The 24,675-nt window shown below is 61.4% G+C and carries 32 protein-coding genes; 23 read left to right on the top strand and 9 right to left on the bottom strand.

Going from position 1 to position 24,675, the window contains the following annotated elements:
* The first annotated feature begins 20 nt into the window (after positions 1–20).
* The 14 genes from rpsN to P0Y65_06315 all read left to right on the top strand — a co-directional run bounded on the left by rpsN (position 21) and on the right by P0Y65_06315 (position 8,431).
* On the top strand, positions 21–326 hold the full coding sequence (rpsN, locus tag P0Y65_06250) for a 30S ribosomal protein S14 (protein ID WEK05853.1): 306 nt from the start codon (positions 21–23) through the stop codon (positions 324–326).
* A 12-nt stretch (positions 327–338) separates the two neighbouring features.
* Positions 339–737 carry a 30S ribosomal protein S8 gene (gene rpsH, locus P0Y65_06255; GenBank protein WEK05854.1) on the top strand — a complete coding sequence of 133 codons (399 nt, stop codon included), beginning with the start codon at positions 339–341 and terminating at the stop codon, positions 735–737.
* A 52-nt stretch (positions 738–789) separates the two neighbouring features.
* Positions 790–1,323, top strand: a complete 534-nt coding sequence (gene rplF / locus P0Y65_06260) for a 50S ribosomal protein L6 (GenBank protein ID WEK05855.1) — start codon at positions 790–792, stop codon at positions 1,321–1,323.
* 12 nt (positions 1,324–1,335) lie between these two features.
* Positions 1,336–1,698: a 50S ribosomal protein L18 gene (gene rplR / locus P0Y65_06265; protein WEK05856.1), complete on the top strand. Its 363-nt coding sequence runs from the start codon at positions 1,336–1,338 to the stop codon at positions 1,696–1,698.
* A 23-nt stretch (positions 1,699–1,721) separates the two neighbouring features.
* Positions 1,722–2,255, top strand: a complete 534-nt coding sequence (gene rpsE, locus P0Y65_06270; GenBank protein ID WEK05857.1) for a 30S ribosomal protein S5 — start codon at positions 1,722–1,724, stop codon at positions 2,253–2,255.
* 13 nt (positions 2,256–2,268) lie between these two features.
* On the top strand, positions 2,269–2,457 hold the full coding sequence (gene rpmD / locus P0Y65_06275; protein ID WEK05858.1) for a 50S ribosomal protein L30: 189 nt from the start codon (positions 2,269–2,271) through the stop codon (positions 2,455–2,457).
* 16 nt (positions 2,458–2,473) lie between these two features.
* Complete coding sequence (gene rplO / locus P0Y65_06280; protein WEK05859.1) at positions 2,474–2,974, top strand: 50S ribosomal protein L15; 501 nt, start codon at positions 2,474–2,476, stop codon at positions 2,972–2,974.
* Positions 2,975–3,198: 224 nt separating this feature from the next.
* Positions 3,199–4,539 carry a preprotein translocase subunit SecY gene (gene secY, locus P0Y65_06285; GenBank protein WEK05860.1) on the top strand — a complete coding sequence of 447 codons (1,341 nt, stop codon included), beginning with the start codon at positions 3,199–3,201 and terminating at the stop codon, positions 4,537–4,539.
* Positions 4,536–5,099 (top strand): adenylate kinase, encoded by a 564-nt coding sequence (locus P0Y65_06290; GenBank protein ID WEK05861.1) that lies wholly within the window; start codon positions 4,536–4,538, stop codon positions 5,097–5,099. Before secY ends, P0Y65_06290 begins: the two co-directional genes overlap by 4 nt.
* Positions 5,100–5,272: 173 nt before the next feature.
* On the top strand, positions 5,273–5,641 hold the full coding sequence (gene rpsM, locus P0Y65_06295; GenBank protein ID WEK05862.1) for a 30S ribosomal protein S13: 369 nt from the start codon (positions 5,273–5,275) through the stop codon (positions 5,639–5,641).
* Positions 5,642–5,723: 82 nt separating this feature from the next.
* Complete coding sequence (gene rpsK / locus P0Y65_06300) at positions 5,724–6,116, top strand: 30S ribosomal protein S11 (GenBank protein WEK05863.1); 393 nt, start codon at positions 5,724–5,726, stop codon at positions 6,114–6,116.
* Between the two features lie 100 nt (positions 6,117–6,216).
* On the top strand, positions 6,217–7,242 hold the full coding sequence (locus P0Y65_06305; GenBank protein ID WEK06742.1) for a DNA-directed RNA polymerase subunit alpha: 1,026 nt from the start codon (positions 6,217–6,219) through the stop codon (positions 7,240–7,242).
* Between the two features lie 34 nt (positions 7,243–7,276).
* Complete coding sequence (rplQ, locus tag P0Y65_06310) at positions 7,277–7,702, top strand: 50S ribosomal protein L17 (GenBank protein WEK05864.1); 426 nt, start codon at positions 7,277–7,279, stop codon at positions 7,700–7,702.
* A 291-nt stretch (positions 7,703–7,993) separates the two neighbouring features.
* Positions 7,994–8,431 (top strand): VOC family protein, encoded by a 438-nt coding sequence (locus P0Y65_06315; protein WEK05865.1) that lies wholly within the window; start codon positions 7,994–7,996, stop codon positions 8,429–8,431.
* Positions 8,432–8,434: 3 nt separating this feature from the next.
* Here P0Y65_06315 and P0Y65_06320 read toward each other — a convergent pair whose 3' ends face one another.
* Positions 8,435–8,971, bottom strand: a complete 537-nt coding sequence (locus tag P0Y65_06320) for an AAA family ATPase (protein ID WEK05866.1) — start codon at positions 8,969–8,971, stop codon at positions 8,435–8,437.
* Positions 8,972–9,091: 120 nt separating this feature from the next.
* On the bottom strand, positions 9,092–10,273 hold the full coding sequence (locus P0Y65_06325) for a hypothetical protein (GenBank protein WEK05867.1): 1,182 nt from the start codon (positions 10,271–10,273) through the stop codon (positions 9,092–9,094).
* A 299-nt stretch (positions 10,274–10,572) separates the two neighbouring features.
* On the opposite strand from P0Y65_06325, the gene P0Y65_06330 reads away from it, so the two are divergent.
* From P0Y65_06330 to P0Y65_06355, 6 genes are all read left to right on the top strand, one after another.
* The gene (locus P0Y65_06330; GenBank protein ID WEK05868.1) at positions 10,573–12,042 is read left to right on the top strand and encodes a DegQ family serine endoprotease; all 1,470 of its coding nucleotides are present in this window, start codon (positions 10,573–10,575) and stop codon (positions 12,040–12,042) included.
* 163 nt (positions 12,043–12,205) lie between these two features.
* Positions 12,206–13,519 carry a replication-associated recombination protein A gene (locus P0Y65_06335; GenBank protein WEK05869.1) on the top strand — a complete coding sequence of 438 codons (1,314 nt, stop codon included), beginning with the start codon at positions 12,206–12,208 and terminating at the stop codon, positions 13,517–13,519.
* A complete protein-coding gene (crcB, locus tag P0Y65_06340) occupies positions 13,520–13,900 on the top strand; it encodes a fluoride efflux transporter CrcB (protein WEK05870.1) in 381 nt (126 codons plus the stop codon).
* Positions 13,897–14,883, top strand: a complete 987-nt coding sequence (locus P0Y65_06345) for an RluA family pseudouridine synthase (protein WEK05871.1) — start codon at positions 13,897–13,899, stop codon at positions 14,881–14,883. The genes crcB and P0Y65_06345 overlap by 4 nt, the downstream gene beginning before the upstream one ends.
* Positions 14,880–15,542, top strand: a complete 663-nt coding sequence (locus P0Y65_06350) for an HAD-IA family hydrolase (protein ID WEK05872.1) — start codon at positions 14,880–14,882, stop codon at positions 15,540–15,542. The genes P0Y65_06345 and P0Y65_06350 overlap by 4 nt, the downstream gene beginning before the upstream one ends.
* Before the next feature lie 9 nt (positions 15,543–15,551).
* Positions 15,552–16,328: an ATPase gene (locus P0Y65_06355; protein WEK05873.1), complete on the top strand. Its 777-nt coding sequence runs from the start codon at positions 15,552–15,554 to the stop codon at positions 16,326–16,328.
* Positions 16,329–16,335: 7 nt separating this feature from the next.
* Here P0Y65_06355 and folK read toward each other — a convergent pair whose 3' ends face one another.
* The 4 genes from folK to P0Y65_06375 form a co-directional block, all read right to left on the bottom strand.
* The gene (gene folK / locus P0Y65_06360) at positions 16,336–16,785 is read right to left on the bottom strand and encodes a 2-amino-4-hydroxy-6-hydroxymethyldihydropteridine diphosphokinase (GenBank protein WEK05874.1); all 450 of its coding nucleotides are present in this window, start codon (positions 16,783–16,785) and stop codon (positions 16,336–16,338) included.
* The gene (folB, locus tag P0Y65_06365) at positions 16,782–17,168 is read right to left on the bottom strand and encodes a dihydroneopterin aldolase (GenBank protein ID WEK05875.1); all 387 of its coding nucleotides are present in this window, start codon (positions 17,166–17,168) and stop codon (positions 16,782–16,784) included. Before folB ends, folK begins: the two co-directional genes overlap by 4 nt.
* Positions 17,165–18,016: a dihydropteroate synthase gene (gene folP, locus P0Y65_06370; protein ID WEK05876.1), complete on the bottom strand. Its 852-nt coding sequence runs from the start codon at positions 18,014–18,016 to the stop codon at positions 17,165–17,167. Before folP ends, folB begins: the two co-directional genes overlap by 4 nt.
* A gap of 84 nt (positions 18,017–18,100) precedes the next feature.
* Positions 18,101–19,864, bottom strand: coding sequence for an SLC13 family permease (locus tag P0Y65_06375; GenBank protein WEK05877.1), 1,764 nt, complete (start codon positions 19,862–19,864; stop codon positions 18,101–18,103).
* A gap of 558 nt (positions 19,865–20,422) precedes the next feature.
* On the opposite strand from P0Y65_06375, the gene P0Y65_06380 reads away from it, so the two are divergent.
* Together P0Y65_06380 and P0Y65_06385 are read left to right on the top strand one after the other, a co-directional pair.
* Complete coding sequence (locus P0Y65_06380) at positions 20,423–21,079, top strand: ferritin-like domain-containing protein (GenBank protein ID WEK05878.1); 657 nt, start codon at positions 20,423–20,425, stop codon at positions 21,077–21,079.
* Between the two features lie 12 nt (positions 21,080–21,091).
* On the top strand, positions 21,092–21,748 hold the full coding sequence (locus P0Y65_06385) for a ferritin-like domain-containing protein (protein ID WEK05879.1): 657 nt from the start codon (positions 21,092–21,094) through the stop codon (positions 21,746–21,748).
* A gap of 60 nt (positions 21,749–21,808) precedes the next feature.
* Here P0Y65_06385 and P0Y65_06390 read toward each other — a convergent pair whose 3' ends face one another.
* The 3 genes from P0Y65_06390 to P0Y65_06400 all read right to left on the bottom strand — a co-directional run bounded on the left by P0Y65_06390 (position 21,809) and on the right by P0Y65_06400 (position 23,600).
* Positions 21,809–21,985, bottom strand: coding sequence for a hypothetical protein (locus P0Y65_06390; protein WEK05880.1), 177 nt, complete (start codon positions 21,983–21,985; stop codon positions 21,809–21,811).
* Between the two features lie 73 nt (positions 21,986–22,058).
* On the bottom strand, positions 22,059–22,619 hold the full coding sequence (locus P0Y65_06395) for a GNAT family N-acetyltransferase (GenBank protein WEK05881.1): 561 nt from the start codon (positions 22,617–22,619) through the stop codon (positions 22,059–22,061).
* A gap of 123 nt (positions 22,620–22,742) precedes the next feature.
* Positions 22,743–23,600, bottom strand: coding sequence for an AraC family transcriptional regulator (locus P0Y65_06400; protein WEK05882.1), 858 nt, complete (start codon positions 23,598–23,600; stop codon positions 22,743–22,745).
* Between the two features lie 132 nt (positions 23,601–23,732).
* Between P0Y65_06400 and P0Y65_06405 the strand changes: the two genes are divergently transcribed.
* Positions 23,733–24,671 (top strand): phytanoyl-CoA dioxygenase family protein, encoded by a 939-nt coding sequence (locus P0Y65_06405; protein ID WEK05883.1) that lies wholly within the window; start codon positions 23,733–23,735, stop codon positions 24,669–24,671.
* The last annotated feature ends 4 nt before the right edge of the window (positions 24,672–24,675 follow it).

Genomic DNA, 24,675 nt, shown 5'->3' on the forward strand with positions numbered 1-24,675 from the left:
AAGGGATAAAGGATCAGGATATGGCAAAGACCAGCTCCATCGTTAAGAACAACAAGCGCGCAGCGCTGGCCAAGCAGTATGCTGGCAAGCGCGCCGCTCTCAAGGCACAGACCAAGGATCAGTCGATCCCGGCCGACGAACGCTTCGCAGCCCAGCTCAAGCTGGCCGAGCTGCCGCGCAACTCGGCAAAGGTGCGTGTGCGCAACCGCTGTGAAGTTTCGGGTCGTCCCCGTGGCTTCTACCGCAAGCTGAAGCTGAGCCGTATCGCTCTGCGCCAGCTTGGCAACCTGGGCCAGATCCCGGGTCTCGTGAAGTCGAGCTGGTAAGGAGAAACCAAGATGAGCTTTTCCGATCCCATCGGCGACATGCTGACCCGTATCCGCAACGCCCAGGAGCGTCGCAAGAATTCCGTCTCGACGCCGGCTTCGACCCTTCGTGGTCGTGTGCTGGACGTTCTCCAGTCCGAGGGTTTCATCCGCGGCTATTCGGAGACCAAGTTCGAGAACGGTGCTTCCGAGTACGAAATCGAACTCAAGTACTCGGATAACGAAGGCGTCATCCGCACGATCGAGCGCGTTTCGCGTCCCGGCCGTCGCGTCTATGCCTCCGTCAAGAATATTCCTCAGGTTGCCAATGGCCTCGGTGTTTCGATCCTCTCCACCCCCAAGGGTGTGATGGCCGACCACGAAGCCAAGGCTGCCAACGTTGGTGGCGAGGTACTCTGCCGCGTGTTCTAAGGCCATTGGCCTTGGATCCGCGGTAAGACGATTACTCAAGGATTGAATTAGAATGTCACGTACTGGCAAGAAACCGGTTGCACCGGTCAGCGGTGTGAACGTTACGATCAATGGTCGTACCGTTACCGCAAAGGGCCCGAAGGGCGAGTTGAGCATCGACCTGGTCGATGTCGTTAAGGTTGAGCAGACCGAAGAGGGTCTGGTGGTTTCGCCCACCAGCGACACTCGTTTTGCTCGCGCCGCCTGGGGCACCACCCGCGCGCTGCTGCAGAACATCGTTACTGGCGTTTCGGCCGGCTTCGAGAAGAAGCTGGCGATCCAGGGCGTTGGTTATCGCGCTGCGATGCAGGGCAAGGACATCAAGCTGTCGCTTGGTTTCAGCCACGAAGTGATCTATCAGGCCCCTGCGGGCATCACGCTTGCCGTGCCGGCCCCGACGGAAATCGTCGTGACCGGTGCTGACAAGCAGCAGGTCGGCCAGGTTGCGGCGAACATTCGCGCATGGCGCAAGCCCGAGCCCTACAAGGGCAAGGGTGTGCGTTACCTGGGCGAACAGGTCTTCCGCAAAGAAGGCAAGAAGAAGTAAGGAGCGCCTGCAATGGCTATCAGTGCAAAAGGTGCGGACCGCCGCAAGGCTCGTGTTCGCAAGGCGCTCAAGGCTCGTGCCTTCGGTCGTCCCCGTCTGTCGGTTTTCCGTTCGGACAAGAATATCTACGCCCAAATCATCGACGACGCGACTGGCCGTACGCTGGCTGCCGCTTCGACGCTCGACAAGGACGTCAAGGCAAACGGCAAGAGCGGCTCGACTGCCGAAGCCGCTGCTGCAATCGGCAAGCTGATCGCCGAGCGCGGTGCCAAGGCCGGCGTTGCTGAAGTGATCTTCGATCGTGGCGCTTACATCTATCATGGCCGTGTAAAGGCCCTTGCAGACGCTGCCCGTGAGGGCGGCCTGCAGTTCTAGGCACGGACAAGGAAAGAAACATTATGAGCAGAGACGTTCAAGAACGCGAAAGCGAATTCGTCGATCGCCTGGTCCACATCAACCGCGTGGCCAAGGTGGTCAAGGGCGGCCGTCGCTTCGGTTTTGCTGCGCTGGTCGTCGTTGGTGACCAGAAGGGTCGCGTTGGTTTCGGTCACGGCAAGGCCCGTGAAGTTCCAGAAGCCATCCGCAAGGCTACCGAGCAGGCCAAGCGCCAGATGATCCGCGTGCCGCTGCGCGACGCGCGCACGCTGCACCACGACGTTGCTGGCCGCCACGGCGCCGGCAAGGTGATCCTTCGTGCAGCCGTTCCGGGTACCGGCATCATCGCCGGTGGTCCGATGCGCGCCGTGTTCGAAACGCTTGGCATCAACGATATCGTTGCCAAGTCGCAGGGCACTGCCAATCCGTACAACATGGTGCGGGCCACCTTCGATGCGCTGAAGCGCGTCGATAGCCCTCGCTCGGTTGCTTCCCGCCGTGGCCTCAAGGTTTCGGAACTCCAGGCTCGCCGCGGCGAGACTGCAGTCGAAGCTTGATCGGAGATAGATCATGGCTGACAAGAAAACCCTCACCGTCAAGCAGATCGGCTCGCCGATCCGTCGTGACAAGGTTCAGCGCGCGACCCTCATCGGTCTCGGGCTGAACAAGATGAACAAAGAGCGCGAACTGATTGATACGCCCGAAGTCCGTGGCATGATCAACAAGGTCCCGCACCTCGTCCGCGTCGTCGGCGAATAAGAGAGAAGGCGGACAAATGACTCGTTTGAACGAACTTCGCGACAATCCCGGCGCCAACAAGGTCCGTATCCGCGTTGGTCGCGGCATCGGTTCCGGCAAGGGCAAGACCGGTGGTCGTGGCGGCAAGGGCCAGACTGCACGCTCGGGCGTTGCGATCAACGGCTTCGAAGGCGGCCAGATGCCCCTTCACATGCGTATGCCAAAGCGTGGCTTCAACGCGCTCAATCCCAAGGATTGGAATGAAGTCCGCATTGACCGCATCCAGAACTACATCGACTCCGGCAAGCTCGACGCCAAGGGCGTGATCGATGCAGCAGCGCTCGTCGCTGCCGGCGTGATCCGTCGTCCCCGTGATGGCGTCCGCCTGATCGGCGCCGAAGGCTTCACCGCCAAGAAGGTCTCCTTCAAGGTGAACTACGCAACCAAGGGTGCCGCTGCGGCCATCGAGGCTGCTGGTGGTTCGGTGGAAGTGATCCCGGCCAAGGAAACTTGGAAGAAGACGCCGTACGCCGGCTAATTCGGTTCGAATATTGCGCATCCGGCCAATGGCCGGATGCGCCTTTTGGTTTGTTGCGTTAGGGGCTCAGATGCATACGCTCCCGAAGCGCTCCGAGCGCACCTGGCCTTGAAGCCATAGATCATTTCGCCAAGGCGGCGAAATTGCTCTAAGCCTTTTTTTTGAAGCGTTTTCGAACCGCAAAAGTGAAGCACTTTTGCTGAAAGCGCTCTGGGGAGCGATACATGGCGTCCGCAGCCGAACAGCTGGCACGTAATCTCAATTTCTCGACCTTTTCCAAGGCGAAAGCCCTGCAGCAGCGCATCTGGTTCACACTGGGCGCGCTGCTTGTCTATCGTCTGGGTACGTTCATTCCTGTCCCGGGTATCGATCCCGATGCCTTCCGTGCGACGTTTGAACAAAGCCAGCAGGGCATTATCGGCATGTTCAACATGTTCGCCGGCGGTGCCGTCGAGCGCATGGCGATCTTTGCCCTCAACCTGATCCCCTATATTACCGCGTCCATCGTGGTGCAGGTGATCTCCACCGCTTCTCCGCGCCTCGAGGCGATGAAGAAAGAGGGTGGTGAGGCCGGTCGTCGCAAGATGAACCAGTACACGCGCTATCTGGCGGTCGTGTTCTGCGCCGTGCAGGCCTATGGCATTGCCGTGGGCCTTGAAGCGAGCCAGGGCGTCGTGCTGAACCCGGGCTGGTTCTTCCGCATCTCGACCGTGATCACCCTGGTGGGTGGCACGATGTTCCTGATGTGGCTGGGCGAGCAGATCACTGCGCGCGGTGTCGGTAACGGCATTTCGCTGATCATCTTTGCCGGTATCGTGGCCAATCTACCCACGACAATTGCGCAGACGCTTGAGCTCAGCCGTACGGGCGCCATTCCGGGCATTGCCGGCTTCGGCATGATCATCCTGTCGCTGGTTGTCATTGCCGGTATCGTGTTCTTCGAACGCGCCCAGCGCCGGCTGCTGATCCAGTATCCAAAGCGCCAGGTCGGCAACAAGATGTTCCAGGGCGACAGCTCGCATCTGCCGCTCAAGCTGAATACTGCCGGTGTTATCCCGGTGATCTTCGGTTCGTCACTGCTGCTGCTGCCGGCCACCATTGCGTCGTTTGCGGCGCAGGGGAATGCTCCGGCATGGCTGACGACGGTTACGGCGCTCCTGGGCCGTGGCCAGCCGCTCTATCTGGCTATGTTTGCCTTCTTCATCATCTTCTTCGCCTTCTTCTACACGGCGATCGTGTTCAATCCGCAGGAAACCGCGGATAACCTGAAGCGCTCCGGTGGTTTCATCCCGGGTATCCGTCCGGGTGAGCGCACTGCGCAGCACATCGATTACGTTCTGACTCGCATTACTGTGATCGGTGCTATCTACCTGACGGTCGTGGCGCTGATTCCGGAAGTCCTGTTCAGCCAGATGGCCATCAGCCAGTTCATCGGCGGCACCTCGCTGCTGATCATGGTGACGGTCACGCTGGATACGGTCAGCCAGATCCAGAGCCATCTGATCGCCCAGCAATATGAGGGGCTCGTCAAGAAGTCCCGTCTAGGAGGAGGCAAGCGCCGATGAGGTTGATACTGCTCGGACCCCCGGGGGCGGGGAAGGGGACCCAGGCCAAGATTCTGCTCGAGGCCTATGGCATTCCGCAGCTGTCGACCGGCGACATTCTCCGTTCGGCCATCGCAGACAAGACACCCCTTGGCCTTGCGGCCAAGGAAGTCATGGACCGCGGTGACCTGGTTTCGAACGATATCGTCAATGGTATCGTCTCGGAGCGGCTCGATGCCGAAGACTGCAAGAACGGTTTCATCCTCGATGGCTTTCCACGGACGATCGTCCAGGCGGAAGCCCTCGACCAGATGCTGGCGGACAAGGGCATGCAGCTCGATGCCGTCATCGAGATGACGGCGGATGCAGACACCCTGGTGTCGCGCGTCGTCAACCGGGCCAAGGAAAGCAATCGTCCGGATGACAATCCGGAAGTGATCCGCAAGCGGCTCGACGTCTACAAGAACGACACGGCGCCGCTGGTGGACTACTACCGCCAGCAGGGCCTGGTGAAGACCGTAGACGGCATGGAACCCGTCGATCAGGTGACTGCAGCCATCAAGGCTGCAATCGCTCACTGAATAGGGGACAGGTTTCACGGTTGACTCCGTGGAATCTAATCCTTAAAGAACCGCGTCAGTCTCATGGATTATTGGGCTGGATTCGGTTTTCCACGAAGTGGGGGTCGAATTCGGTCCCTTGTTGTTTAAGGGCGCCAGCCGTGATGGTTCGCGCTGAATGAAGGAGAGCAGACGTGGCACGTATTGCTGGCGTCAATATCCCGACTAATAAGCGCGTCGTTATCGCGCTGCAGTATATCCACGGGATCGGCGACAAGTTCGCCGAGGATATCTGCGCCAAGGTTGGCATTCCGGCAGAGCGCCGTGTGAACGAGCTCACTGACGCGGAAGTCATCCAGATCCGTGAAGCCATCGACCGCGACTACGTCGTGGAAGGCGATCTTCGTCGTAACGTTGCGATGAACATCAAGCGCCTGATGGATCTCGGCAACTACCGTGGCCTGCGTCACCGTCGTGGCCTTCCGGTCCGCGGTCAGCGCACCCACACCAATGCCCGCACCCGCAAGGGCCCGGCAAAGCCAATCGCTGGCAAGAAGAAGTAAGAACCCGTTTCATCGGGTTCTTCGATGTAGCTGCCGGGGCCAGATGGCTAACGGCAGCGCTGATATCGTTTAGAGGAATACAATGGCTAAAGCTGAAGTCGCACGCGTTCGTCGTAAAGAGCGCAAGAATATCACCTCGGGCGTTGCCCACGTGAACGCCTCGTTCAACAACACCATGATCACCATCGCCGACATGCAGGGCAACACGATTTCGTGGTCCTCGTCGGGCGTGATGGGTTTCAAGGGCTCGCGCAAGTCGACCCCCTATGCTGCCCAGGTTGCTGCTGAAGATGCTGCCAAGAAGGCGCAGGAACACGGCATGAAGACCCTGGAAGTGGAAGTTCGTGGTCCGGGTTCGGGTCGTGAATCGGCACTCCGTGCGCTGCAGGCTGCTGGTTTCAACGTCACCTCGATCCGTGACGTGACCTCGATCCCGCACAATGGCTGCCGCCCGCGCAAGCGGCGCCGCGTCTAATCTAGACCGATTGAAGAGCTCCCGGCCGATTGAATGGGCCGGGAGTCTTATTGCGTTTGCGGCGGAGCGGCTCGGGCTGGAGCCGCGATTTTGAAAGGACATAACCGTGACGATCCAGAGGAACTGGCAAGAACTGATCAAGCCGACCAAGCTGGAGATTGTTTCGGGCAGCGACAACGCGCGCGTGGCATCGGTAGTAGCCGAGCCGCTTGAGCGCGGTTACGGGCTTACCCTTGGTAACGCCCTGCGTCGCGTGCTGCTGTCGTCGCTCCAGGGCGCGGCAGTTACCGCAATCCAGATTGACGGCATTCTGCATGAATTCTCCTCGCTTCCGGGCGTGCGTGAAGACATCACCGATCTCGTCCTCAACGTGAAGGAAATCGCGTTGAAGATGGGCGGCGAAGGCCCCAAGCGCCTGAACCTGAGCAAGCAGGGTCCAGGTGCAGTGACCGCCGGCGACATCAAGGTCACCGGCGACATCGAAGTGCTGAACCCCGAGCTGGTGATCTGCCATCTCGACGACGGCGCCGAGATCAACATCGAATTCACCGTCGACACTGGCAAGGGCTATGTCGCTGCCGACAAGAACCGTCCCGAAGATGCACCGATCGGCTATATCCCGGTCGACTCGCTGTTTTCGCCGGTTCGCCGCGTTAGCTACAAGGTCGATGCCACCCGTGCGGGTGAAAGCCTCGACAAGGACAAGCTGACCCTGCAGATCGAGACCAATGGCGCCGTGTCGCCGGAAGATGCCGTGGCCTATGCCGCTCGCATCCTCCAGGACCAGCTGTCGGTCTTTGTGAACTTCGAAGAGCCCAGCAAGGAAAAGGCACAGGATGCCGTTCCCGAACTGGCCTTCAACCCGGCTCTGCTCAAGAAGGTCGACGAACTCGAACTTTCGGTCCGCTCGGCCAATTGCCTGAAGAACGACAACATCGTCTACATCGGCGACCTTATCCAGAAGACGGAAGCCGAGATGCTGCGGACGCCGAACTTCGGCCGCAAGTCGCTCAATGAAATCAAGGAAGTCCTGGCACAGATGGGGCTTCATCTCGGGATGGACGTGGCCAATTGGCCGCCCGAGAATATCGATGACCTCGCCAAGCGCTACGAAGATCACTACTGATCCGGCGCCGCCAAAGACTTTTAGGAGATAACCCATGCGCCACGGTAATTCCGGCCGCAAGCTCAGCCGAACCGCCTCGCACCGCAAGGCAATGTTCGCCAATATGTCCGCCGCGCTGATCAAGCACGAGCAGATCGTTACCACGCTTCCCAAGGCCAAGGACCTGCGTCCGATCGTCGAGAAGCTGATCACCCTCGGCAAGCGCGGCGACCTGCACGCTCGTCGTCAGGCGATCGCCCAGATGCGCGACGAAACCCAGGTTGCCAAGCTCTTCGCAGTGCTTGGCCCGCGCTACAAGGAACGCCAGGGCGGATATATCCGCATCATGAAGGCTGGCTTCCGCTACGGCGACAACGCCCCGATGGCCGTGATCGAGTTCGTCGATCGCGACGTCAACGCCAAGGGCCAGGACTCCGGTCCGGTCCAGGTGCGCGAAGACGACGAATACGAAGCCGCATAAGCTCGTATTGATCGCCAGACTTTTGAAGCGGCTCCGGGTAACCCCGGGGCCGTTTTGCTTTGTCTGGATGGTGTCGAGGGGTTTTCGTGTGCTTAGATCTCTCCTCATACGCGATGTCACCCCGGCCTTGAGCCGGGGCCCATCTCGAGATCTCGTGACGGCCGCGAGGTGGTTGCAGCAATCACAGCGACCTTGCGGTTGGGGAGCCATCTCAGGATGGGTCCCGGCTCAAGGCCGGGATGACATCGGGAGTGTGGCGCCCGCACTGAAGGAACCGGGAAAGGACTTAGCATGGCCGTCAAGCGCATGGACAATGTCGGGATCGTGGTGGAAGACCTCGATGCGACGATAGAATTCTTCGTCGAGTTGGGCCTCGAACTGGTCGGTCGTTCGAAGATCGAAGGCGGCTGGTCCGGCAAGGTCACCGGCCTGCACGGCCAGCAGGTCGAGATCGCCATGATGCGCACGCCGGACGGGCACAGCCAGCTCGAACTTTCCCGGTTCCTGGCGCCTGCGGTCGTCGAGGATCACCGCAGGGCCCCGGTGAACGCCCTTGGGTATCTCCGCGTCATGTTTGCCGTGGATGATCTAGACGCTGTGCTGGAGCGGCTCTATACGCGCGGCGCGACGCTGGTGGACGAGGTCGTCAACTATCAGGACGTCTACAGGCTCTGCTATATCCGCGGGCCGGAGGGCATTCTCATCGGCCTCGCCGAGGAACTGGCTTGAAGATCAGCGACGATCGAGGCCCCAGGCCCCGTAAAGTTGCTGCAGCTCGGCCTGATTTCGACAGGTGACCACGGGCAGGCCGGTCTGGCGAGCGACCTGCTCATATTTGCCCTGATGGCGGGTCTTCCAGATCCAGCGGATCATTTCCCATTTCACGCCGTCCTGGCCGCTCGCAAGACCGCCGAGCCGCCGCTGCTGGAACAGGCTGCGGTAGAAATAACGGCGGTAGCGCCTGAGCAGATGATCGTCGATGACCACGATGCCGGTCGCGCGGGCGTAGCGCTGCGCCATGAGGCGGGAATAGTTGCCATCCATGACCCAGGCGTCATCCCTGATCGCGGCGTCGTGCAGCGCCTGGAAGGCTTCTTCGCTGCGCGGGATCCAATTGCCATGCTCTTCGTGGCTGAAGCGGTCGAGATGGACGGGCGGAATGTCCAGCTTGCGCGCAATGGCATCGGCCAGCGTGGATTTGCCGGCATTGCTGGGGCCATTGATCATGATGCGGCAGCCGAAGTCGGCCAGAGGCGGGATGGGAGGCATTTTCAGTTCCGATATCGATCGGGGTGGAAAAGGCTGATGGTGACACTCTAGGGCAATTCGCCCAAAAAACAAAAATCCCCGCCGAAGCGGGGATTTCGATTGTAACGGTCGCGCTACCGATTATTCCGGCTGCTGGTCCTTGCCGGTATAGGCTTCGTCAACCCAGAACTGGTCGCGACGGTCGAAGCCGTTGAAGGGGGTCAGCGTTGCCTGGGTATAGGCGCCCATCAGGCCGAATTCGATCCAGTCGTCCTCGTCGATATCGGCGGGCAGGGTGAAGACCTGGGGCAGCACGTCATAGCTGTCGCAGGTGGGGCCCCACATGGTGAATTCGCTGAACTCCTGGTCATTGTCATGCAGGCGCGGACCGCGCCAGACGCGGACCGGCGGGGTGAAGTGCATGAATTTGACTTCATTGAGCGCACCATAGGCGCCGTCATTGACATAGACCGACTGGCCACCGCGCTGGTGCTTCACACGCAGCAGCAGCGAGGTCGACGAGGTGACGAGGGCGCGGCCGGGCTCGATGATCAGCTCAGGGCGGTTCTTGTCGCCGAAATGGTCGGAAACGGCCGTGGAGATGGTCTCGAAGAAATAGTCCATCGGCGGCGCTTCGCTGGTCGGGTAGGGGGCCGGATAGCCGCCGCCGATATTGAGGCGTTTCAGCTCGATGCCGCTTTCGGCAACGATGCGCGAGGCGGCCGCGATGTGGCGCTCATAGGCATAGGCGTCTTCACACTGGCTACCGACATGGAAGCAGAGGCTGGGCGTATAGCCCATGGTTTCGACGGCGGTGACGATTTCGGCCGCGCCCTGTTCCATGACGCCAAACTTGATGCCGAAGTCATAGGACTTCAGCGCCTTGCCGGCCTTGAAGCGGGTGGTGACTTCCACATCCTTGCTGGGCGAGACCACGGCTGCAAGCTGGTCGAGCTGCTGGGGGTGGTCGATGGTGAAGCTGCGAACGCCGAACTCTTCATAGGCACGAGCGATTTCGCGCTTGTTCTTGATCGGGTTGTTATAGTGCATCACCGCGCCCGGCGCATGGTCGCGCACCAGTTCCATTTCGGTGTTGGAGGCCACGTCGAAGGCTTTCAGACCCTCGCGGTGCAGCTGGGCGATCACATGGGGCGAGGGGTTGCACTTGACGGCATAAGTGAGCAGCCCGTCAAAGCCCTTCTTGAAGACCTTCGTGGCCTTGTGAAGCTCGCGTTCGGAGAACAGGAAAGCCGGAAAATCCGGCGCTTCGGCCGCAATGAGGGCAGAGGTGTTCGGGTAAACGTGCTTCGGCTCGGTGGTCATCGACGACTGGCCTTTCGGGCTGGGAGATGGGTGGAAAGAAGCGCTGCATATAGGGCCGTGTGACCCCCGGCGCAAACGATTATTTGGATGCAAATTGCGACCGTCAGATGACGGTGCAAAGCGATGAGAAAGCCTTGGCTTGCCTAGGTTAATCCAGTGCCAATGCAGACAGTTCCATTGCCCGTTCCAGTGCCGGCGGCAAACAGCTACGTGACCCTACCGATCGGTAATGAAATTGCCACGGTCGTGCCAGAATCCGGGCGCCTGCCTCTGCACCAGTTTCGCATGGAGTTATCGACATGACATTGCGCGCATGGCTTTTCGCTGGTTCGGCCATTGCCGTCCTCGCGATTGGCGGCACATTGGCCTTTTCGCCCTGGAACGCGCCCAGTGTGGCGCAGGTGGCCGTGGCGCCGCCGGTTGCGCCAGCCCAGACGCTGGCGGTGCCGCAGAGCGATGCGCAGGTGAAGCTGAGCTTTGCGCCCGTGGTCAAGGCCGTGGCGCCCTCGGTGGTCAATGTCTATGCGACGCGCATCGAGCAGCGCCAGACCTCGCCCTTTGCCAATGATCCGTTCTTCTCGCGCTTCTTTGGCGAGGGGCAGTTCCAGAGCCGGCCGCGGGAAAGCCGGTCGCTGGGCTCGGGCGTCGTGGTCGATGCGGGCGGGGTGATCCTCACCAATCGTCACGTCATCGAAGGGGCCACCGATGTGCGCATTGCGCTGAGCGACGGGCGGGAATTTGCCGTCGACGTGGTGATCGAGGATGCCCAGACAGACCTCGCCGTGCTGCGCGTGCGCGATCCGGGCGAGACGACTTTCCCGGCCATAACCTTTGCCGACAGCGATGCGCTGCTGGTCGGCGATCTGGTGCTGGCCATCGGCAACCCCTTTGGCGTCGGCCAGACGGTGACCAGCGGTATCGTTTCGGCCCTGGCGCGGACGGGTGTCGAAAGCTCGGACTATGAATTCTTCATACAGACCGACGCGGCGATCAATCCGGGCAATTCCGGTGGGGCGCTGGTCGATCTCAATGGCAATCTGGTCGGCATCAATACCGCCATCTATTCGCAGACCGGCGGCTCGGTCGGCATCGGCTTTGCCATTCCGGCCAATATGGCGCGGCTGGTGGCCGAGGCGGGTGTCAGTGGCAGCGAGATCGTGCGGCCATGGTTCGGCGCCAAGCTGCAGGCGGTCAATTCCGATATCGCCGCGAGCCTTGGCATGGCGGCGCCGCATGGGGCGCTGATTGCCGAACTGGCGCCGGACGGTCCGGCCGCTCGGGCTGGCTTTGCGGCTGGTGACGTCATCCTCTCCGTCGATGGCGTCGCCGTGGACGATCCCAGCGCCTTCAACTTCCGCCTCGCCACCAAGCCCGTGGGGCAGGTGACGACGCTCGAACGGCTGCGCGGCGGCACGACGGAGCAGGTGCAGTTCAATGTGGAAGCCGCGCCAACCGTGGGCGACGACATGCTGGCCACCATCACCGGTAGCTCCCGCTTTACCGGTACCAGCGTGCGACAGCTCGATCCGGCGCTCGCCGAGTCCAAGAACCTGCCCTATGACGCCAGGGGCGTGATCGTCACCGCCGTCGAAGCCGGCTCGCCCGCCGAACAGATGGGCATGCGGGTGGATGACGTGATCCTCTCGCTCAATGATCAGGCCATGGACACAGCGAAAGCCTTTTCCGACACGGCCAGCCAAAGGGCGCGGACCTGGCAGATCATCCTGCAGCGGGATGGACGGGTGAGCCGGAGCATTGTTTCTGGATAGTGCCACGCCCTCGTGGTTCGAGGCTCGGCAAGAGCCTCGCACCTCACCATGAGGGCCACTGAAAACCTGAAGTATCAACAGACCTCATGGTGAGGTGGGAGCGAAGCGACCCTCGAACCACGAGGGCGTGGCAGGATGTTTCGCAATCGTCTAAAACCCCTCCATGTCCGATCTCTTCGCCGCCGACCCTTCCGACACCGACAAGGCCCGCCCGCTCGCCGACCAGTTGCGTCCGCGGAGCCTCGACGAGGTCATCGGCCAGACCCATCTGCTGGGGCCCGATGGCACGCTCCGCCGCATGATCACCTCTGGCCGGCTGGGCTCACTGATCCTCTGGGGCCCGCCGGGCACGGGCAAGACCACGGTGGCGCGGCTGCTGGCCGAGCAGATTGACGTGCAGTTCGTGCAGATCTCGGCAATCTTTTCGGGCGTCGCCGAGCTCAAGAAGGTGTTCGAGAAGGCACGCTTCGAGCGCCTCTCCGGCCACCGCACGCTGCTCTTCGTCGACGAAATCCACCGCTTCAACCGCGCGCAGCAGGACAGTTTCCTGCCGGTGATGGAAGACGGGACCATCATTCTCGTTGGCGCGACGACAGAAAATCCGAGCTTCGAGCTCAATGCCGCTCTGATGTCGCGCAGTCAGGTGCTGCGTTTCGAGTCGCTGGCGCGCGAAGATCTCGAATTGCTGCTGCAGCGGGCCGAAGACCTGGTGGGCGAAAAGCTGCCACTGACCGAGGAGGCGCGCGAAACGCTGCTCGGGCTCGCCGATGGCGATGGCCGGGCGCTGCTGGGTCTGGTGGAAGAAATCCTCGCCTCGGCGCGGCAGGACGAGACGCTCGATGCCAGCGCCCTGCTGACCGTCGTGCAACGCCGCGCGCCGATCTACGACAAGGCGCAGGACGGTCACTACAATCTCATCTCCGCGCTGCACAAGACTATCCGCGGCTCGGACCCCGATGCGGCGCTCTACTATTTCGCCCGCATGCTGGTGGCGGGCGAGGATCCGCTCTTTCTCGCCCGGCGGTTGATCCGCATGGCGTCCGAAGATATCGGCGAGGCCGATCCGCAGGCGCTGCCCATGGCCGTGGCAGCGCGCGACGCCTATCAAATGCTGGGTTCTCCCGAGGGCGAACTGGCGCTGGCCCAGGTTGTCGTGCACCTGGCGCTCGCGCCGAAATCCAACGCCGTCTACACCGCTTTCAAGGCCGCCATGGTGGTGGCCAGGGAGACCGGCTCACCCATGCCGCCCATGGTCATCCTCAATGCGCCGACCAAGCTGATGAAGGGTTCTGGCTATGGCGATGGCTATATCTATGACCACGATACGCCCGAGGCGTTTTCCGGCCAGGAGTATTTCCCCGAAAAGCTGGGCCGGCAGAAGTTCTATGAGCCGGTCGAACGCGGCTTCGAGCGGGACCTGAAGAAGCGCATCGACTATTTCGAACGGCTGCGCGCTGCCAAGCGGGGCGAAGAATAGATGTATCCCTTCCTTCTTGTTGGCGCCGGCGGCGCACTGGGCGCCATGGCGCGCTACGGCACCGGTGTGCTGGTCGGCCGGCTCTGGCCGATGTCCTTCCCGCTCGCGACGCTGCTTATCAACATCATCGGCGCCTTCGCCATGGGCCTGTTCGTCGGGCTGATGGCCCGCCTGCTGCCCACCTGGCAGGAGGATGCGCGATTGTTCGTGGCCGTCGGGATTCTGGGCGGTTTCACCACCTTCTCCTCCTTTTCGCTCGATGCGATCGTGCTGATGGAGCGGGGAGAATGGCTTTCGGCGGGGGCCTATGTGCTGTTGTCGGTTGTGCTCTGCCTCTTTGGGCTTTATCTCGGCCTTTTGGTGACCCGAGGCGTGGCATGAGTGGCGTACAACAGCGGCAGGTAAACGACGACGAAGACGGCATGCGTCTCGATCGCTGGTTCGCCACCCATTTCCCCCAGCTTGGCTTTGGCCGGCTGCAGAAACTGATCCGCAATGGCGAGGTCAAGGTCGACAAGGCCAAGGTCACCACCAGCACGCGCGTGCAGGCCGGGCAGACCGTGCGCATTCCGCCGATCGACGATGCCGACGTGGTGCGGGCCCCCAAGCTCAACGAGGCCGATGCCCGCTTCCTCAAGGATCTGATCCTTTATGAAGACGAGGACATCTATGTCTTCAACAAGCCGCATGGCCTGGCCGTGCAGGGCGGCAGCGGGCAGAGCCGGCATCTCGACGGCATGCTGAAGAGCCTGCCCAACAAGAAGGGCGAAGCGCCGCGCCTGGTGCATCGTCTCGATCGCGATACGTCGGGCTGTCTCGTCGTGGCCAAGACCAAGGCGGCGGCCAGCCATTTCGGCAATGTGTTTCGCTCGCGCTCGGCGCGGAAGATCTACTGGGCCATTGTTGCCGGCAATCCGCATCCGCAGCAGGGCGAAATCTCCTGCTTCCTCGCCCGCCAGAGCACGGACGATGGCGAGCAGATGGTCGTGGTGCGCAATGGCGCGCCGGGCGCCCAGCATTCGCAGAGCTATTATTCGACCACCGATACGGCTAGCCGCAAGTTTGCCTGGGTGACGCTGAAGCCGGTGACCGGCCGCACGCACCAGCTGCGCGTGCACATGGCGCAGCTCGGCACGCCGATCATCGGTGACCCGCGCTATTTCAACATCGAGAACTGGCAGGGCGCGCCGGGGCTTGCCGAGGGCCTGCATCTGCACGCCCGCCGCATCGCCATTCCGCTGCGCGGGGGCAAGCGCCTCGACATTTCTGCGCCGCTGCCGCCGCATATGCGGGCGAGCTTCGAGACGCTGGGTTTTGATCCCGATCGCTATGACGTCAGCACCGACCCCGAGGACGGCGCATGAAGCTCGTCGTCTTCGACATGGATGGCACGCTGATCGACACGCAGGCGCTGATCACCGAGCATATGGCGACCACTTTCGCCGGCGCCGGCCTGACGCCGCCGACCCCTGCGCAGTCGCGCCGGGTCATCGGCCTGTCCCTGCCGATCGCGCTGGCCCGGCTGGCCCATAGCGATGATGCCGTGCTGATCGACAAGCTGGTCAATGATTACAAGGCGCATTACCGCGCCTCGCTGCTTGATGGCGAAAGCCGGGAAGGGCTGTTTCCTGGCGCGCTGGATGCCCTCAATACCCTCAAGGCGCAGGGCGATGTCGTCCTCGGCATTGCCACGGGCAAGGGGCTCAGTGGCGTGCATCGCATTCTCGAACTGCATGGCCTGACCGATCATTTCGTCACGCTGCAGACGCCGGATCACAATCCCTCCAAGCCACATCCCGGCATGCTGGAAACGGCGATGCGCGAGACCGGCGCTTCACCGGCCGAGACCGTGATGATCGGCGACACGACCTTCGATATCGAAATGGGCGTCGCCGCCAAGACCCGCACCATCGGCGTCACCTGGGGCTATCACGAGCCGCGCGAACTGATTGCCGTCGGCGCCGACACCATGATCGATCGCTATGACCAGCTGGTCGGCGCGATCGGCAAACTTCTGGACTGAGGCCTTTCCATGCGCGACCAGCTCGAAGACATTCAGCAGCATCTCAACGATGGCTACGGCCGGGCGCAGCAGCTCGACAAGGTCGAACTGCCCAAGCGCTTCTACAAGGATGTCGCTGCAGGGCCGACGGACGAGGGTTTCGTCGTGACGCTGGACGGTCGCCAGACCCGCACACCGGGCAAGGTGGCCGTGTCGGTGCCTGCCGCCGCCATCGCCACGGCCATGGCCGAGGAATGGTCGGCGCAGGGCGAGTTCATCGATGCCACCACCATGCCCATGGTGCGGCTGGTCAATTCCGCCGTCGAGAGTGGCGAGGCAATGGTCCCGGCGTTCCGCGACGAGGTGGTCAAATTCGCCGCCAATGACCTGTTGCTCTATCGGGCTGATGCGCCGCAGGAACTGGTTTCCGAGCAGGAAATCATCTGGGACAATGCCCTCGAAACCCTGGCGCGTTACTTCGGCGTCGGTTTTGCGCCCACCACAGGTATCATCCATCGAGCACAGCCGCAGGCGACGCTGGATCGGCTGGCCGAGTCGCTGGATGGCGAAAATCTGCTAACCTTGACGGCGCTTGTGTCGATTACCGGCCTTACCGGTTCAGGACTTTTGGCCATTGGCCTGCTGCACAAGCTGTTTTCACCCGAACTGGTTTGGAAGTCCGCCCATGTTGACGAAGACTACCAGATCAGCCAGTGGGGCCAGGACGAGGAAGCCGCGGAGCGCCGGGTCAAGCGCAAGGTCGAATTCGACACCGCCGTCTTCGTCATCGACGCGCTTCGCGCCTGATTCACACCTAGTGCGTTCTGGCGGTCCCTGATGTTAGCAGTCTGCTAACATCAGGGGCGATTTCGGCCAGGGGTGTTAGCACGAAGTCACGCTCGTGGGCGTGGGGGTGCGGCAGGGTCAGGCGCGGGGTGTTCATCTCGATCTGGTCGTAGGCGATGATGTCGATATCGATCACCCGCGGACCCCAGACTTCGACGCGGACGCGGCCCATTTCCAGCTCGATGGCCTGCAGAATATCGAGCAGCTCCAGCGGTTTGAGCGTGGTCTCGATCTCGATCGCCAGATTGGCGAAGTCGGGCTGATCAAGCTTGCCCCAGGGCTTTGTGATCATCAGGCTGGACTGCCTAGTCACCCGGATCTCTTCCGCAGCGTCAATTTTCTCTACGGCAGCAAGCACTTGTGCCGCCGGATCGGCGCCGATATTTGCGCCGAGGCTGAGCCAGGCCATTGAGGTCATTGGATTTTCCGCTGGCGATGCAGTTCAATCGCTGCCTCGCCGCGCACCATGGCAATGGGCGCCTCGGGTTTGCGCACCCGGACCACGATCCAGGTCACGTCAGCGAAGGCGTCAAAGATCGCGTCCACGATATTTTGTGCAACGGCCTCAATGAGATGCATGCGCCTTCCCTCGAAGGCGGCTTTCACCACGTCATAGACATCGGCATAGGACACCGTACCGTTGATGCTGTCCGTCGAAGCGGCGCGGCTGAGGTCGAGGCCACATTCAAGATCGATGAAGAATCGCTGGCCAAGCGCGTTTTCCTCGCGCATGACGCCGTGATAGCCGTAAAAACCGAGGTCCCTGAGGATGATACGGTCGCCCGTGAACGCTTGCGTCATGCGCTAATTCCTTCTTCCGGCGGACCATATAGCACGGCTTGGGCAACACGAAGCGCATCGCGGTTGGCGTGGACGTCATGGACGCGGAAGATGTGACCGCCATTCTGGTAGGCGAGGACATTGGTGGCGATGGTACCGGCCAGGCGCTCCGAGGGTTCATTGCCCAAGAGCCTGCCAATCATGGATTTTCTCGACGTACCGATGAGGATCGGCAGGTCGTCCAAGCATGCTTGACGACTTCTTGTGATGAGTTGGTAATTTTCCGCCAGCGTCTTCCCGAAGCCAAATCCCGGGTCCAAAATCAGCTGACTTATCCCCGCCTCCCGGGCCCGTGCGATACTGCGTTCGAAGTAAGAACGCATGTCGTCGAGGAGGGGAATTTGGGTGTCACGATCTTTCTGCCAATGCATGGCGATGACAGGCGCCTGGTGGAGGGCGGCGATCTCGGCCATTTCGGCAGCGCCCTGCAGGCCATGAACATCGTTGATGATCGACGCCCCGGCCTGGATGGCCTGGTCGGCGACAAGAGGCTTGTAGGTGTCGATCGAGAGCGGTGTCGTGATGCCGGCAGCAATCAGGGCGTCGATGACCGGCATGACGCGGTCGAGCTCTTCCTGGACGCCGACCGGGGCAGAGCCAGGCCGCGTGCTCTCGCCACCGATATCGATGATGTCGGCGCCTTCGGCGATCATTTCACGGGCGTGGGCGAGGGCGCTTTCGACCAGATTGTGCTGGCCGCCGTCGGAGAAGCTGTCCGGGGTGACGTTGAGAATGCCCATGACCAGCGGTGTTTCGCCGAGGATCAGCGGCGCGCGGCCGGGCAGGGTGATGGTGTGACGCGTATGCATGGGGCGGTTCTAGCCCCTTCACGCCGTTCAGGCATAGCCCTCATGGCGTTCCAGCCACTGGAGCGGTTTTGCCCTGCGGGCTGGTTAGAAGGGCCAGACGATCATCAATACTGGAACGGCGACCAGAACCACGAGCAGGGACAGCGGGGCACCGAGACGCCAGTAATCGCCGAATTTATAGCCGCCGGGGCCCATGACCAGCGTGTTGCACTGGTGGCCGATGGGGGTGAGGAAATCGCAGCCAGCGCCGATGGCCACGGCGAGGAGAAAGGCCTCCGGGGCGTAGCCGAGGTCGGTGGCAAAGGTTGCTGCGATAGGCGCCATGACCAGGACAGTGGCGGCATTGTTGAGGAAGGGTGTGACGGCCATGGCGGCGACGAGGATAAGCGCGAGGGCGCCCCATCCCGGCATGGTGCTGGCGGTGGCCGAAAGCCAGCTGGCGATGAGTTCGGTGCCGCCCGTCGCACGCAACGAATCCGAAACGGGGATCAGGCAGGCCAGCATGACGAGGATGGGGGCATCGAGCCGGTTGTAGACGTCGCGCAGGGGGATGGAGCGGGACAGAACCATGGCGGCTGCGGCGGCAAAGAAGGCCGGCGCGACCGGGACCACACCAAAGGCTGTGGCAGCCATGGCGACGAGCAGAATGCCGAGTGGAATGAGGCCATTGCGGACGCTGCCGAGGCGCAGGCCACGCTCGACCAGCGGAAGGCAGTCCCATTCACGCAGGACTTCGGGCAATTGCTTGAGGTCACCCTGAAGCAGGATGACGTCGCCATTCTGGAAGCGGATTTCGCCCAGGCGTTCGGTGAAGCGCTGCTCGCGGCGGCTGACGGCGAGAAGGTTGACGCCAGTGCGATCGAAGAGGGAGAGCTGCTTGGCCGTGGCGCCGATCAGGCCCGAGCTTTCGCCGATGACCGCTTCGATGGTGCCGAGGTCCTCCACACTGGCGCCGCTGCGGCGGTCAGAAAAGACCAAGCCGGACTGCGATACCATGTTGTCGAGGCCTTCGGCGGAGCCCTCCACCTGCAGGATATCGCCGGCGCGCAGCTTGGCATCGGGCAGGGGCGTGCGCTTCTGGCCGTTGGCGCCCTGGATGCGGATGATCATGGCCTGGCCATCGGCATTGCGCTGAATCTCCGACACCGTCTTGCCGACGGCAGAAGATTCATCCGTTACGCGAGCTTCGGTTGTGTAGTTCTTGATTTCGATGGCTTTATCGAGACCGGTTTCTTCGCGACGGCGCTCGGGAAGCAGGCGGTAGCAGAGGGCGAGGAAGATGACGCCGACCACAGAAAGCGCGAGGCCGGTGGGCGTGTAGTCGAACATGGTGAAAGCCTCACCGGTCATCTCCTCGCGGACGCGCGAAACGATGATATTGGGCGAGGTACCGATCTGGGTCATCAGCCCGCCCAGCAGCGAAGCGAAGGACATGGGCATGAGGAAAAGCGATGGTGATACGCCAGACTTGCGGGCCATCTGGAAGGCGATGGGCATCATGATGGCCAGCGCGCCGATATTCTTGACGAAGGCGCTGAGTATGGTGACGATCACAACCAGCAGGATCAGTTGCGCACGAGGCGAAGCAATGTTGGGGGCATAGCGGCGGACCGCCACTTCCATGATGCCGGAATGGGAAACGGCCGCGCTGACCACCAGGGCTGCGCCGACGATGATGACGATGTCGTCGGCAAAGCCGGTGAAGGCCTCGGCGGGCGGGACGACGCCCACGGCCAGCGCCGCGAGCAGGGCGCCGACGGCCACCAGATCATAGCGCCAGCGCCCCCAGACAAAGGCCACCATCATGAGGCCGATGATGGAGAAGGCGAGGATCTGGGGAAGTGTCATGGTAACTCCGGGAGGCGCAGCCTAACGAAGAACAGCGCCAAGCCGATCCGGCAAGAGTGGAAATTATTGTGGCGATGGGATTTTGCGGGGAACTAGCTACAGCGGGAGCCGGTGACCGAACTGATGCCGGAAGCACTGACCAAGCTGTTTGTCGCCTCGATCCAAGAGATGCTGAACGTTTGGGTCAGATGTTAAGGTTGCTTTGACATCGCGCTAGCCGTCCTGAACAGGCTTGGCTGGCTGGCTGGCTCGCAATCGGTTCGATGCCATCTGCTCTGATCAGGTCGAGCACTTTGGGGAGCAATACTCAATTCCCCTTTTGAGGCGGAATCCATAATGGGAATGAAGATCTATCTCACTGGTATTTCCTGCCTCCACTGCGGCAGAAGCAATGACTATTTTCGGCGGGCGGTAGCAATTGTTCCTTACGGGTTCGCGTGAACGGCGCAGTGTGAAATAGGTTCACGCATTGGCGAAAAAGATAGATTGATGAAATCCGAAACTTGATCGTTAGGGGCCCGTAGCTGCTTGAGAACGCAGCAAATGGAGACTTCGATCATGAACGTGTCGTCCCGCCTGTCACGGCGCAACCTGCTGAAGTGGACCGGCGCTGCCGGGACCATTGCAGTTGCCGGTTCTCTCCTCCCCAATTTTGGCATTTCAGCAGCTCTGGGTGCTGAGCTGGGTGATGGTGATATCGGTGTACTCAACTACGCCTATGCACTCGAACAGCTTGAAGCAGCGTTCTATACCCAGGTACTCGATACGCCTTTCGGTGAGATGCAGGTGAACGATCAACGCATCCTCACCCAGATCCGCGACCATGAAATCGCCCATCGAGATTTCCTGAAAAAGGCCTTGGGCGGCAATGCCATCCCTGGCCTTGAGGTTGACTTCTCAGCCGTCGACTTCTCCAGCCGCCGCAGCGTTTTGACCACGGCCGACGTATTCGAGAACCTCGGCGTTGCTGCCTACAATGGCGCCGGCCAGCTCATTTCCAACCCGGACTATCTGGTCGCTGCCGGTTCGATCGTATCGATTGAGGCCCGCCATGCGGCGGCGATTGCCGATTTGCTCAAGCCCTTCAGCGCCGAAGCTGCCGGGCGCGGCAACGTCGACCACCAGGGCCTCGACGGTGCCCTGCTGCCGTCAGAGGTCCTCAAGGCCGCCGCGCCATTCATCGCGACGCCCGTCACCGCTGCAACCCTGCCATAAGGAGAGACGATCATGACACAACAAGAGACCATTCTCTCCGCCATCGAGCCGGAACTGGCCGACACTATCGTTCAGGGTCGCCGCGACGTCTTCACCAAATACGCCAAGGCCGCCGGCATCATGACCAGCGCCCCGCTGGTGCTGGCGCTGGCCTCCAACCAGGCCTTTGGTCAGTCCATGCCGCAGGTCATCGTCGACACGCTCAACTTCGCACTGACGCTGGAATATCTCGAAGCTGCTTTCTATAATCAGGGCAACAAGTCCGGTGTCATACCCTCCGAGTATCGCACGGTGTTCCGCACGATCGGTCAACACGAAAACGCGCACGTCAAGCTGCTCAAGGGCGTTCTGGGTTCGGCGGCTGTGGCTGCACCTGGCGTCGACTTCACCGCTGGCGGCAAATACGCTGATGTATGGGAAAACTTCGATACCTTCCTTACCCTCAGCCAGACTTTCGAGGACCTGGGCGTAGCTGCCTATAAGGGCCAGGCCGGCAATCTGATGGGTTCGCGTGAGGTTCTGACAGTCGCCCTGCAGATTCACTCGGTTGAGGCGCGCCACGCATCTGAAGTTCGCCGCATCGGCCTCAAATTTGGCTGGGACGGCGGGTTCGACAAGCCCATGAGCAAGAGTGCTGTGCTGGCAGCAGCAACGCCCTTCCTCGCCTAGTCGGACAAGAGCGGTCTTTCGACCGCTCTATCGGTATCAAATGAAAAGCCCGGAACGTTTTCACGTTCCGGGCAAGTTTTGTGCAGATGGGGCGATCTGCAGGTTTTTACGGATGCCTTGAGCATCCCGGCACGCATAACGGGCCAGGTCTTCCCTAGGTTGCGGCGTCATGCGGCCAAGGTTGTGGGTTGTTGCGAGGATGGCGTCTTTATCCGAAATGGGTTCAGTATCGGCCAAGCGAAGCCACCGTTGAATACGTCCCCCGGGAAGAGAATTTGTCATCAGAAGCGGGCGCCTCAGTTTCACCAGGCTACGGCTGCAATCGCTTGGCAAGCCAGATGTCGGGCTTGCCCAATCCATTTGCGTCAGGGATGAAGCCGACGACGGTGAAACCGCACTTTTTGTAGAAGGCAAGCGGGTGCTTCCGGTCGGGGAGTGGCGCGAGATTGCGAAGCATGGACGCCGTGTCGGAATAGAGGTCTGCGGCGAAAGCGGTGGTGCCGCCGAAATCGTCATCGCTGCCAAGGTATAGGGCGAGCACGCTGGCGGCGCGCGCCTTGTCTTCGACGGCCCAGATCAAACGCCTGCCAATGCCCTGTCCCTGATATCGCGGCGCGACGACCAGCGGGTGAAGCTCCCAGGCATGAGAATAGCTGGCAATGGCGCCTGTCCAGCCACAGACAACATCGTTCTCGATCGCAGCGAGGCCGGTCCACTCCGGGTTGGCAAGGAGGCTGTTGATCTCGTCGTGGGCCTCACTGATGGTTTTCCAGGCGGACGGGACGTGACAAAGCGCTGCAACAAGCGTTTCGGCAGCGGTTTCGTGCTGAGAAAGGCTTAGGTCGGAAAATGGAACGATCCTGATCGTCATGGTCGGCTCCAGCGTTCAAATGATCAGTGGTATGGCGGATTTCCAAGCCTTGATTGCGTTGGCCTTCGGGCATCACGTCAGATGGCGCCCTTGCGGATTAGTCAATGCCTCCGGACGGTCGGGTCAGGCCGCGAAGGCCTTGCGGTAAGCGCGTGGCGTCGTGCCTTTCAGCGTCTTGAACTGGCGGTTGAAATTGGCCAGCGAGTCATAGCCGACCGCGCCTGCGATCTGGCCAATGGGCATGGTGTCGGAGGAGAGCAGGGCGCAGGCGCGACCGATGCGCAGGCGGATCAGATATTGGCTGACGGTCTGGCGGGTGTGGCGCAGGAAGGTGCGATGCAGGCCCGATGGGCTGAGCGCGGCAATATTGGCCAATTCGGCAATGGCAACCGGGCCTGAAAAATTGGCGTGGATATGGTCGAGCACACGGTCGATGCGGCCGCGGTTGGTCGAGGCCGGCGCTAGCTCGGGTGCCGTGGCCGAGAGCACGCTGGAATGGCGGTCGCCGGCAAGGGTGCTGAGGATAGAAACAAGGCCGAGGAAGCGTTCGACGGGCGGCAGGGTGAAGAGCTGTTCAACGGCTGGACGGACAGCGCTGGCGGCAGCGTCGGAGAATTTGATGCCATTGGCGGCGCGAGCCAGCAGGATTGCCACCGGCCGCAGTTCGGCATTGGCGGTCAGACGCTCGGCCCATTCAGGCAGGAACCACATGACGAGGGCGTTATGCGGGCGGGAGGCGTCGGGTCGGTCAAGCGAATGCCAGGTGTGGGGCAGGTAGGGACCGATCAGGACGAGGTCGCCAGGCTCGTAGCGGCCGATGTGATCGCCGATGAAGCGCTGGCCGGACGAGTTCAGCGTGAGGGTCAGCTCAAACTCGGGGTGGTGGTGCCAATGGAACGGAATGCCGTCGTCGAGCTGGCGGTCGAGCGTGGCCCAGGAGGCGTCATCGTCTGGCGTCAGGTGCTCGAGATAGGACTTCATATGGCGATCCAATCGATCTCTACGCCAGAATAGTATCAATAATTGCTGGCGCGCGGCAAGAAGCGCGCCGGCCTTTGCGCTAGCCTCATTTCCATCAGCAGGCCCCATAGGGGAAAATCATGGGAGAGAGACATGCAGCCAGCCACGAAACGCGACAGCCATCCGACCACACAGGTGGTGACCACCCAGCTCAAGGATATCGTCAAGACTTTGCCGCTGCGGGTGCTGAGCCCGGAAGACTGGGAGCATTGGGTAACCAGAGGCTATGTGATTGTGCGTGGTGCGGTACCGCCGGAAAATGTGGAGCGGCTCAAGGGCTTGCTCTGGGAATTTGACGAAAAGAATCCGGCTGATCCGAGCACCTGGTATGCGCCGCAGCGGCGCGACCACAAGATGAAGGAGCTCAACGGCACAGGCATGGTGGAGATCTACAACCACCAGTATCTGTGGGACAATCGGATGGAGCCCCGCGTCTATGACGCCTTTGTCGATATCTGGGATATCGAGGAATTGTGGACCAGCATCGACCGGGCCAATCTCAATGTGCCCAAGAAGGTGCATGGCAATCCCAATGGCTTCATCCACTGGGACAGCGATACTTCGCTCGATCCGCTGCCGATCGGCGTCCAGGGCGTGTTGAGCCTGGTCAAGCAGGATGGCGATGTCGGCGGGTTCCAGTGCATTCCCGAGCTGTTTTACGACTTCGACAATTGGGTGAAGACGCAGCCGGCGGATCGCGACCCGATGCATCCCGATACCACCGGGCTCAAGATCACCAATATCGAGATGGAGCCGGGCGACCTGATGATCTTCAACACGCTGCTGGCGCATGGCGTCCGGCCGAACCATTCCGCGGACCGGGTGCGGATGGTACAGTATATTTCCATGTATCCGGCGGACGAGGCCAATGTGGCCGAGCGGACGGAGCGGATCCGGCTATGGCGCGAACTCGACCATCCGCAGCGCGACGCTTTTCCAGGCGATCCGCGTGACTGGGAGAAGAAGCATGCCAAGACGGCGGAGCTGACCGAGCTTGGCGAGAAGCTGCTGGGTCTCAAGAGCTGGGGCTAGGGTC

The sequence above is a fragment of the Candidatus Devosia phytovorans genome (assembly GCA_029202405.1).
GTDB lineage: Bacteria > Pseudomonadota > Alphaproteobacteria > Rhizobiales > Devosiaceae > Devosia > Devosia phytovorans.

What these genes read in the sequence shown, in the direction of transcription:
- folK (WEK05874.1), bottom strand. Translation starts at nt 16,785, where the DNA reads ATGACCTCAATGGCCTGGCTCAGCCTCGGCGCAAATATCGGCGCCGAT.
- P0Y65_06290 (WEK05861.1), top strand. Translation starts at nt 4,536, where the DNA reads ATGAGGTTGATACTGCTCGGACCCCCGGGGGCGGGGAAGGGGACCCAG.
- P0Y65_06385 (WEK05879.1), top strand. Translation starts at nt 21,092, where the DNA reads ATGACACAACAAGAGACCATTCTCTCCGCCATCGAGCCGGAACTGGCC.
- P0Y65_06350 (WEK05872.1), top strand. Translation starts at nt 14,880, where the DNA reads ATGAAGCTCGTCGTCTTCGACATGGATGGCACGCTGATCGACACGCAG.
- P0Y65_06405 (WEK05883.1), top strand. Translation starts at nt 23,733, where the DNA reads ATGCAGCCAGCCACGAAACGCGACAGCCATCCGACCACACAGGTGGTG.
- P0Y65_06345 (WEK05871.1), top strand. Translation starts at nt 13,897, where the DNA reads ATGAGTGGCGTACAACAGCGGCAGGTAAACGACGACGAAGACGGCATG.
- P0Y65_06325 (WEK05867.1), bottom strand. Translation starts at nt 10,273, where the DNA reads ATGACCACCGAGCCGAAGCACGTTTACCCGAACACCTCTGCCCTCATT.
- rpmD (WEK05858.1), top strand. Translation starts at nt 2,269, where the DNA reads ATGGCTGACAAGAAAACCCTCACCGTCAAGCAGATCGGCTCGCCGATC.
- P0Y65_06320 (WEK05866.1), bottom strand. Translation starts at nt 8,971, where the DNA reads ATGCCTCCCATCCCGCCTCTGGCCGACTTCGGCTGCCGCATCATGATC.
- rpsE (WEK05857.1), top strand. Translation starts at nt 1,722, where the DNA reads ATGAGCAGAGACGTTCAAGAACGCGAAAGCGAATTCGTCGATCGCCTG.
- P0Y65_06335 (WEK05869.1), top strand. Translation starts at nt 12,206, where the DNA reads ATGTCCGATCTCTTCGCCGCCGACCCTTCCGACACCGACAAGGCCCGC.
- P0Y65_06330 (WEK05868.1), top strand. Translation starts at nt 10,573, where the DNA reads ATGACATTGCGCGCATGGCTTTTCGCTGGTTCGGCCATTGCCGTCCTC.
- P0Y65_06315 (WEK05865.1), top strand. Translation starts at nt 7,994, where the DNA reads ATGGCCGTCAAGCGCATGGACAATGTCGGGATCGTGGTGGAAGACCTC.
- P0Y65_06395 (WEK05881.1), bottom strand. Translation starts at nt 22,619, where the DNA reads ATGACGATCAGGATCGTTCCATTTTCCGACCTAAGCCTTTCTCAGCAC.
- secY (WEK05860.1), top strand. Translation starts at nt 3,199, where the DNA reads ATGGCGTCCGCAGCCGAACAGCTGGCACGTAATCTCAATTTCTCGACC.
- rpsN (WEK05853.1), top strand. Translation starts at nt 21, where the DNA reads ATGGCAAAGACCAGCTCCATCGTTAAGAACAACAAGCGCGCAGCGCTG.
- P0Y65_06380 (WEK05878.1), top strand. Translation starts at nt 20,423, where the DNA reads ATGAACGTGTCGTCCCGCCTGTCACGGCGCAACCTGCTGAAGTGGACC.
- rplO (WEK05859.1), top strand. Translation starts at nt 2,474, where the DNA reads ATGACTCGTTTGAACGAACTTCGCGACAATCCCGGCGCCAACAAGGTC.
- folB (WEK05875.1), bottom strand. Translation starts at nt 17,168, where the DNA reads ATGACGCAAGCGTTCACGGGCGACCGTATCATCCTCAGGGACCTCGGT.
- P0Y65_06400 (WEK05882.1), bottom strand. Translation starts at nt 23,600, where the DNA reads ATGAAGTCCTATCTCGAGCACCTGACGCCAGACGATGACGCCTCCTGG.
- rplR (WEK05856.1), top strand. Translation starts at nt 1,336, where the DNA reads ATGGCTATCAGTGCAAAAGGTGCGGACCGCCGCAAGGCTCGTGTTCGC.
- P0Y65_06355 (WEK05873.1), top strand. Translation starts at nt 15,552, where the DNA reads ATGCGCGACCAGCTCGAAGACATTCAGCAGCATCTCAACGATGGCTAC.
- rpsH (WEK05854.1), top strand. Translation starts at nt 339, where the DNA reads ATGAGCTTTTCCGATCCCATCGGCGACATGCTGACCCGTATCCGCAAC.
- rplF (WEK05855.1), top strand. Translation starts at nt 790, where the DNA reads ATGTCACGTACTGGCAAGAAACCGGTTGCACCGGTCAGCGGTGTGAAC.
- crcB (WEK05870.1), top strand. Translation starts at nt 13,520, where the DNA reads ATGTATCCCTTCCTTCTTGTTGGCGCCGGCGGCGCACTGGGCGCCATG.
- P0Y65_06375 (WEK05877.1), bottom strand. Translation starts at nt 19,864, where the DNA reads ATGACACTTCCCCAGATCCTCGCCTTCTCCATCATCGGCCTCATGATG.
- folP (WEK05876.1), bottom strand. Translation starts at nt 18,016, where the DNA reads ATGCATACGCGTCACACCATCACCCTGCCCGGCCGCGCGCCGCTGATC.
- rpsK (WEK05863.1), top strand. Translation starts at nt 5,724, where the DNA reads ATGGCTAAAGCTGAAGTCGCACGCGTTCGTCGTAAAGAGCGCAAGAAT.
- rplQ (WEK05864.1), top strand. Translation starts at nt 7,277, where the DNA reads ATGCGCCACGGTAATTCCGGCCGCAAGCTCAGCCGAACCGCCTCGCAC.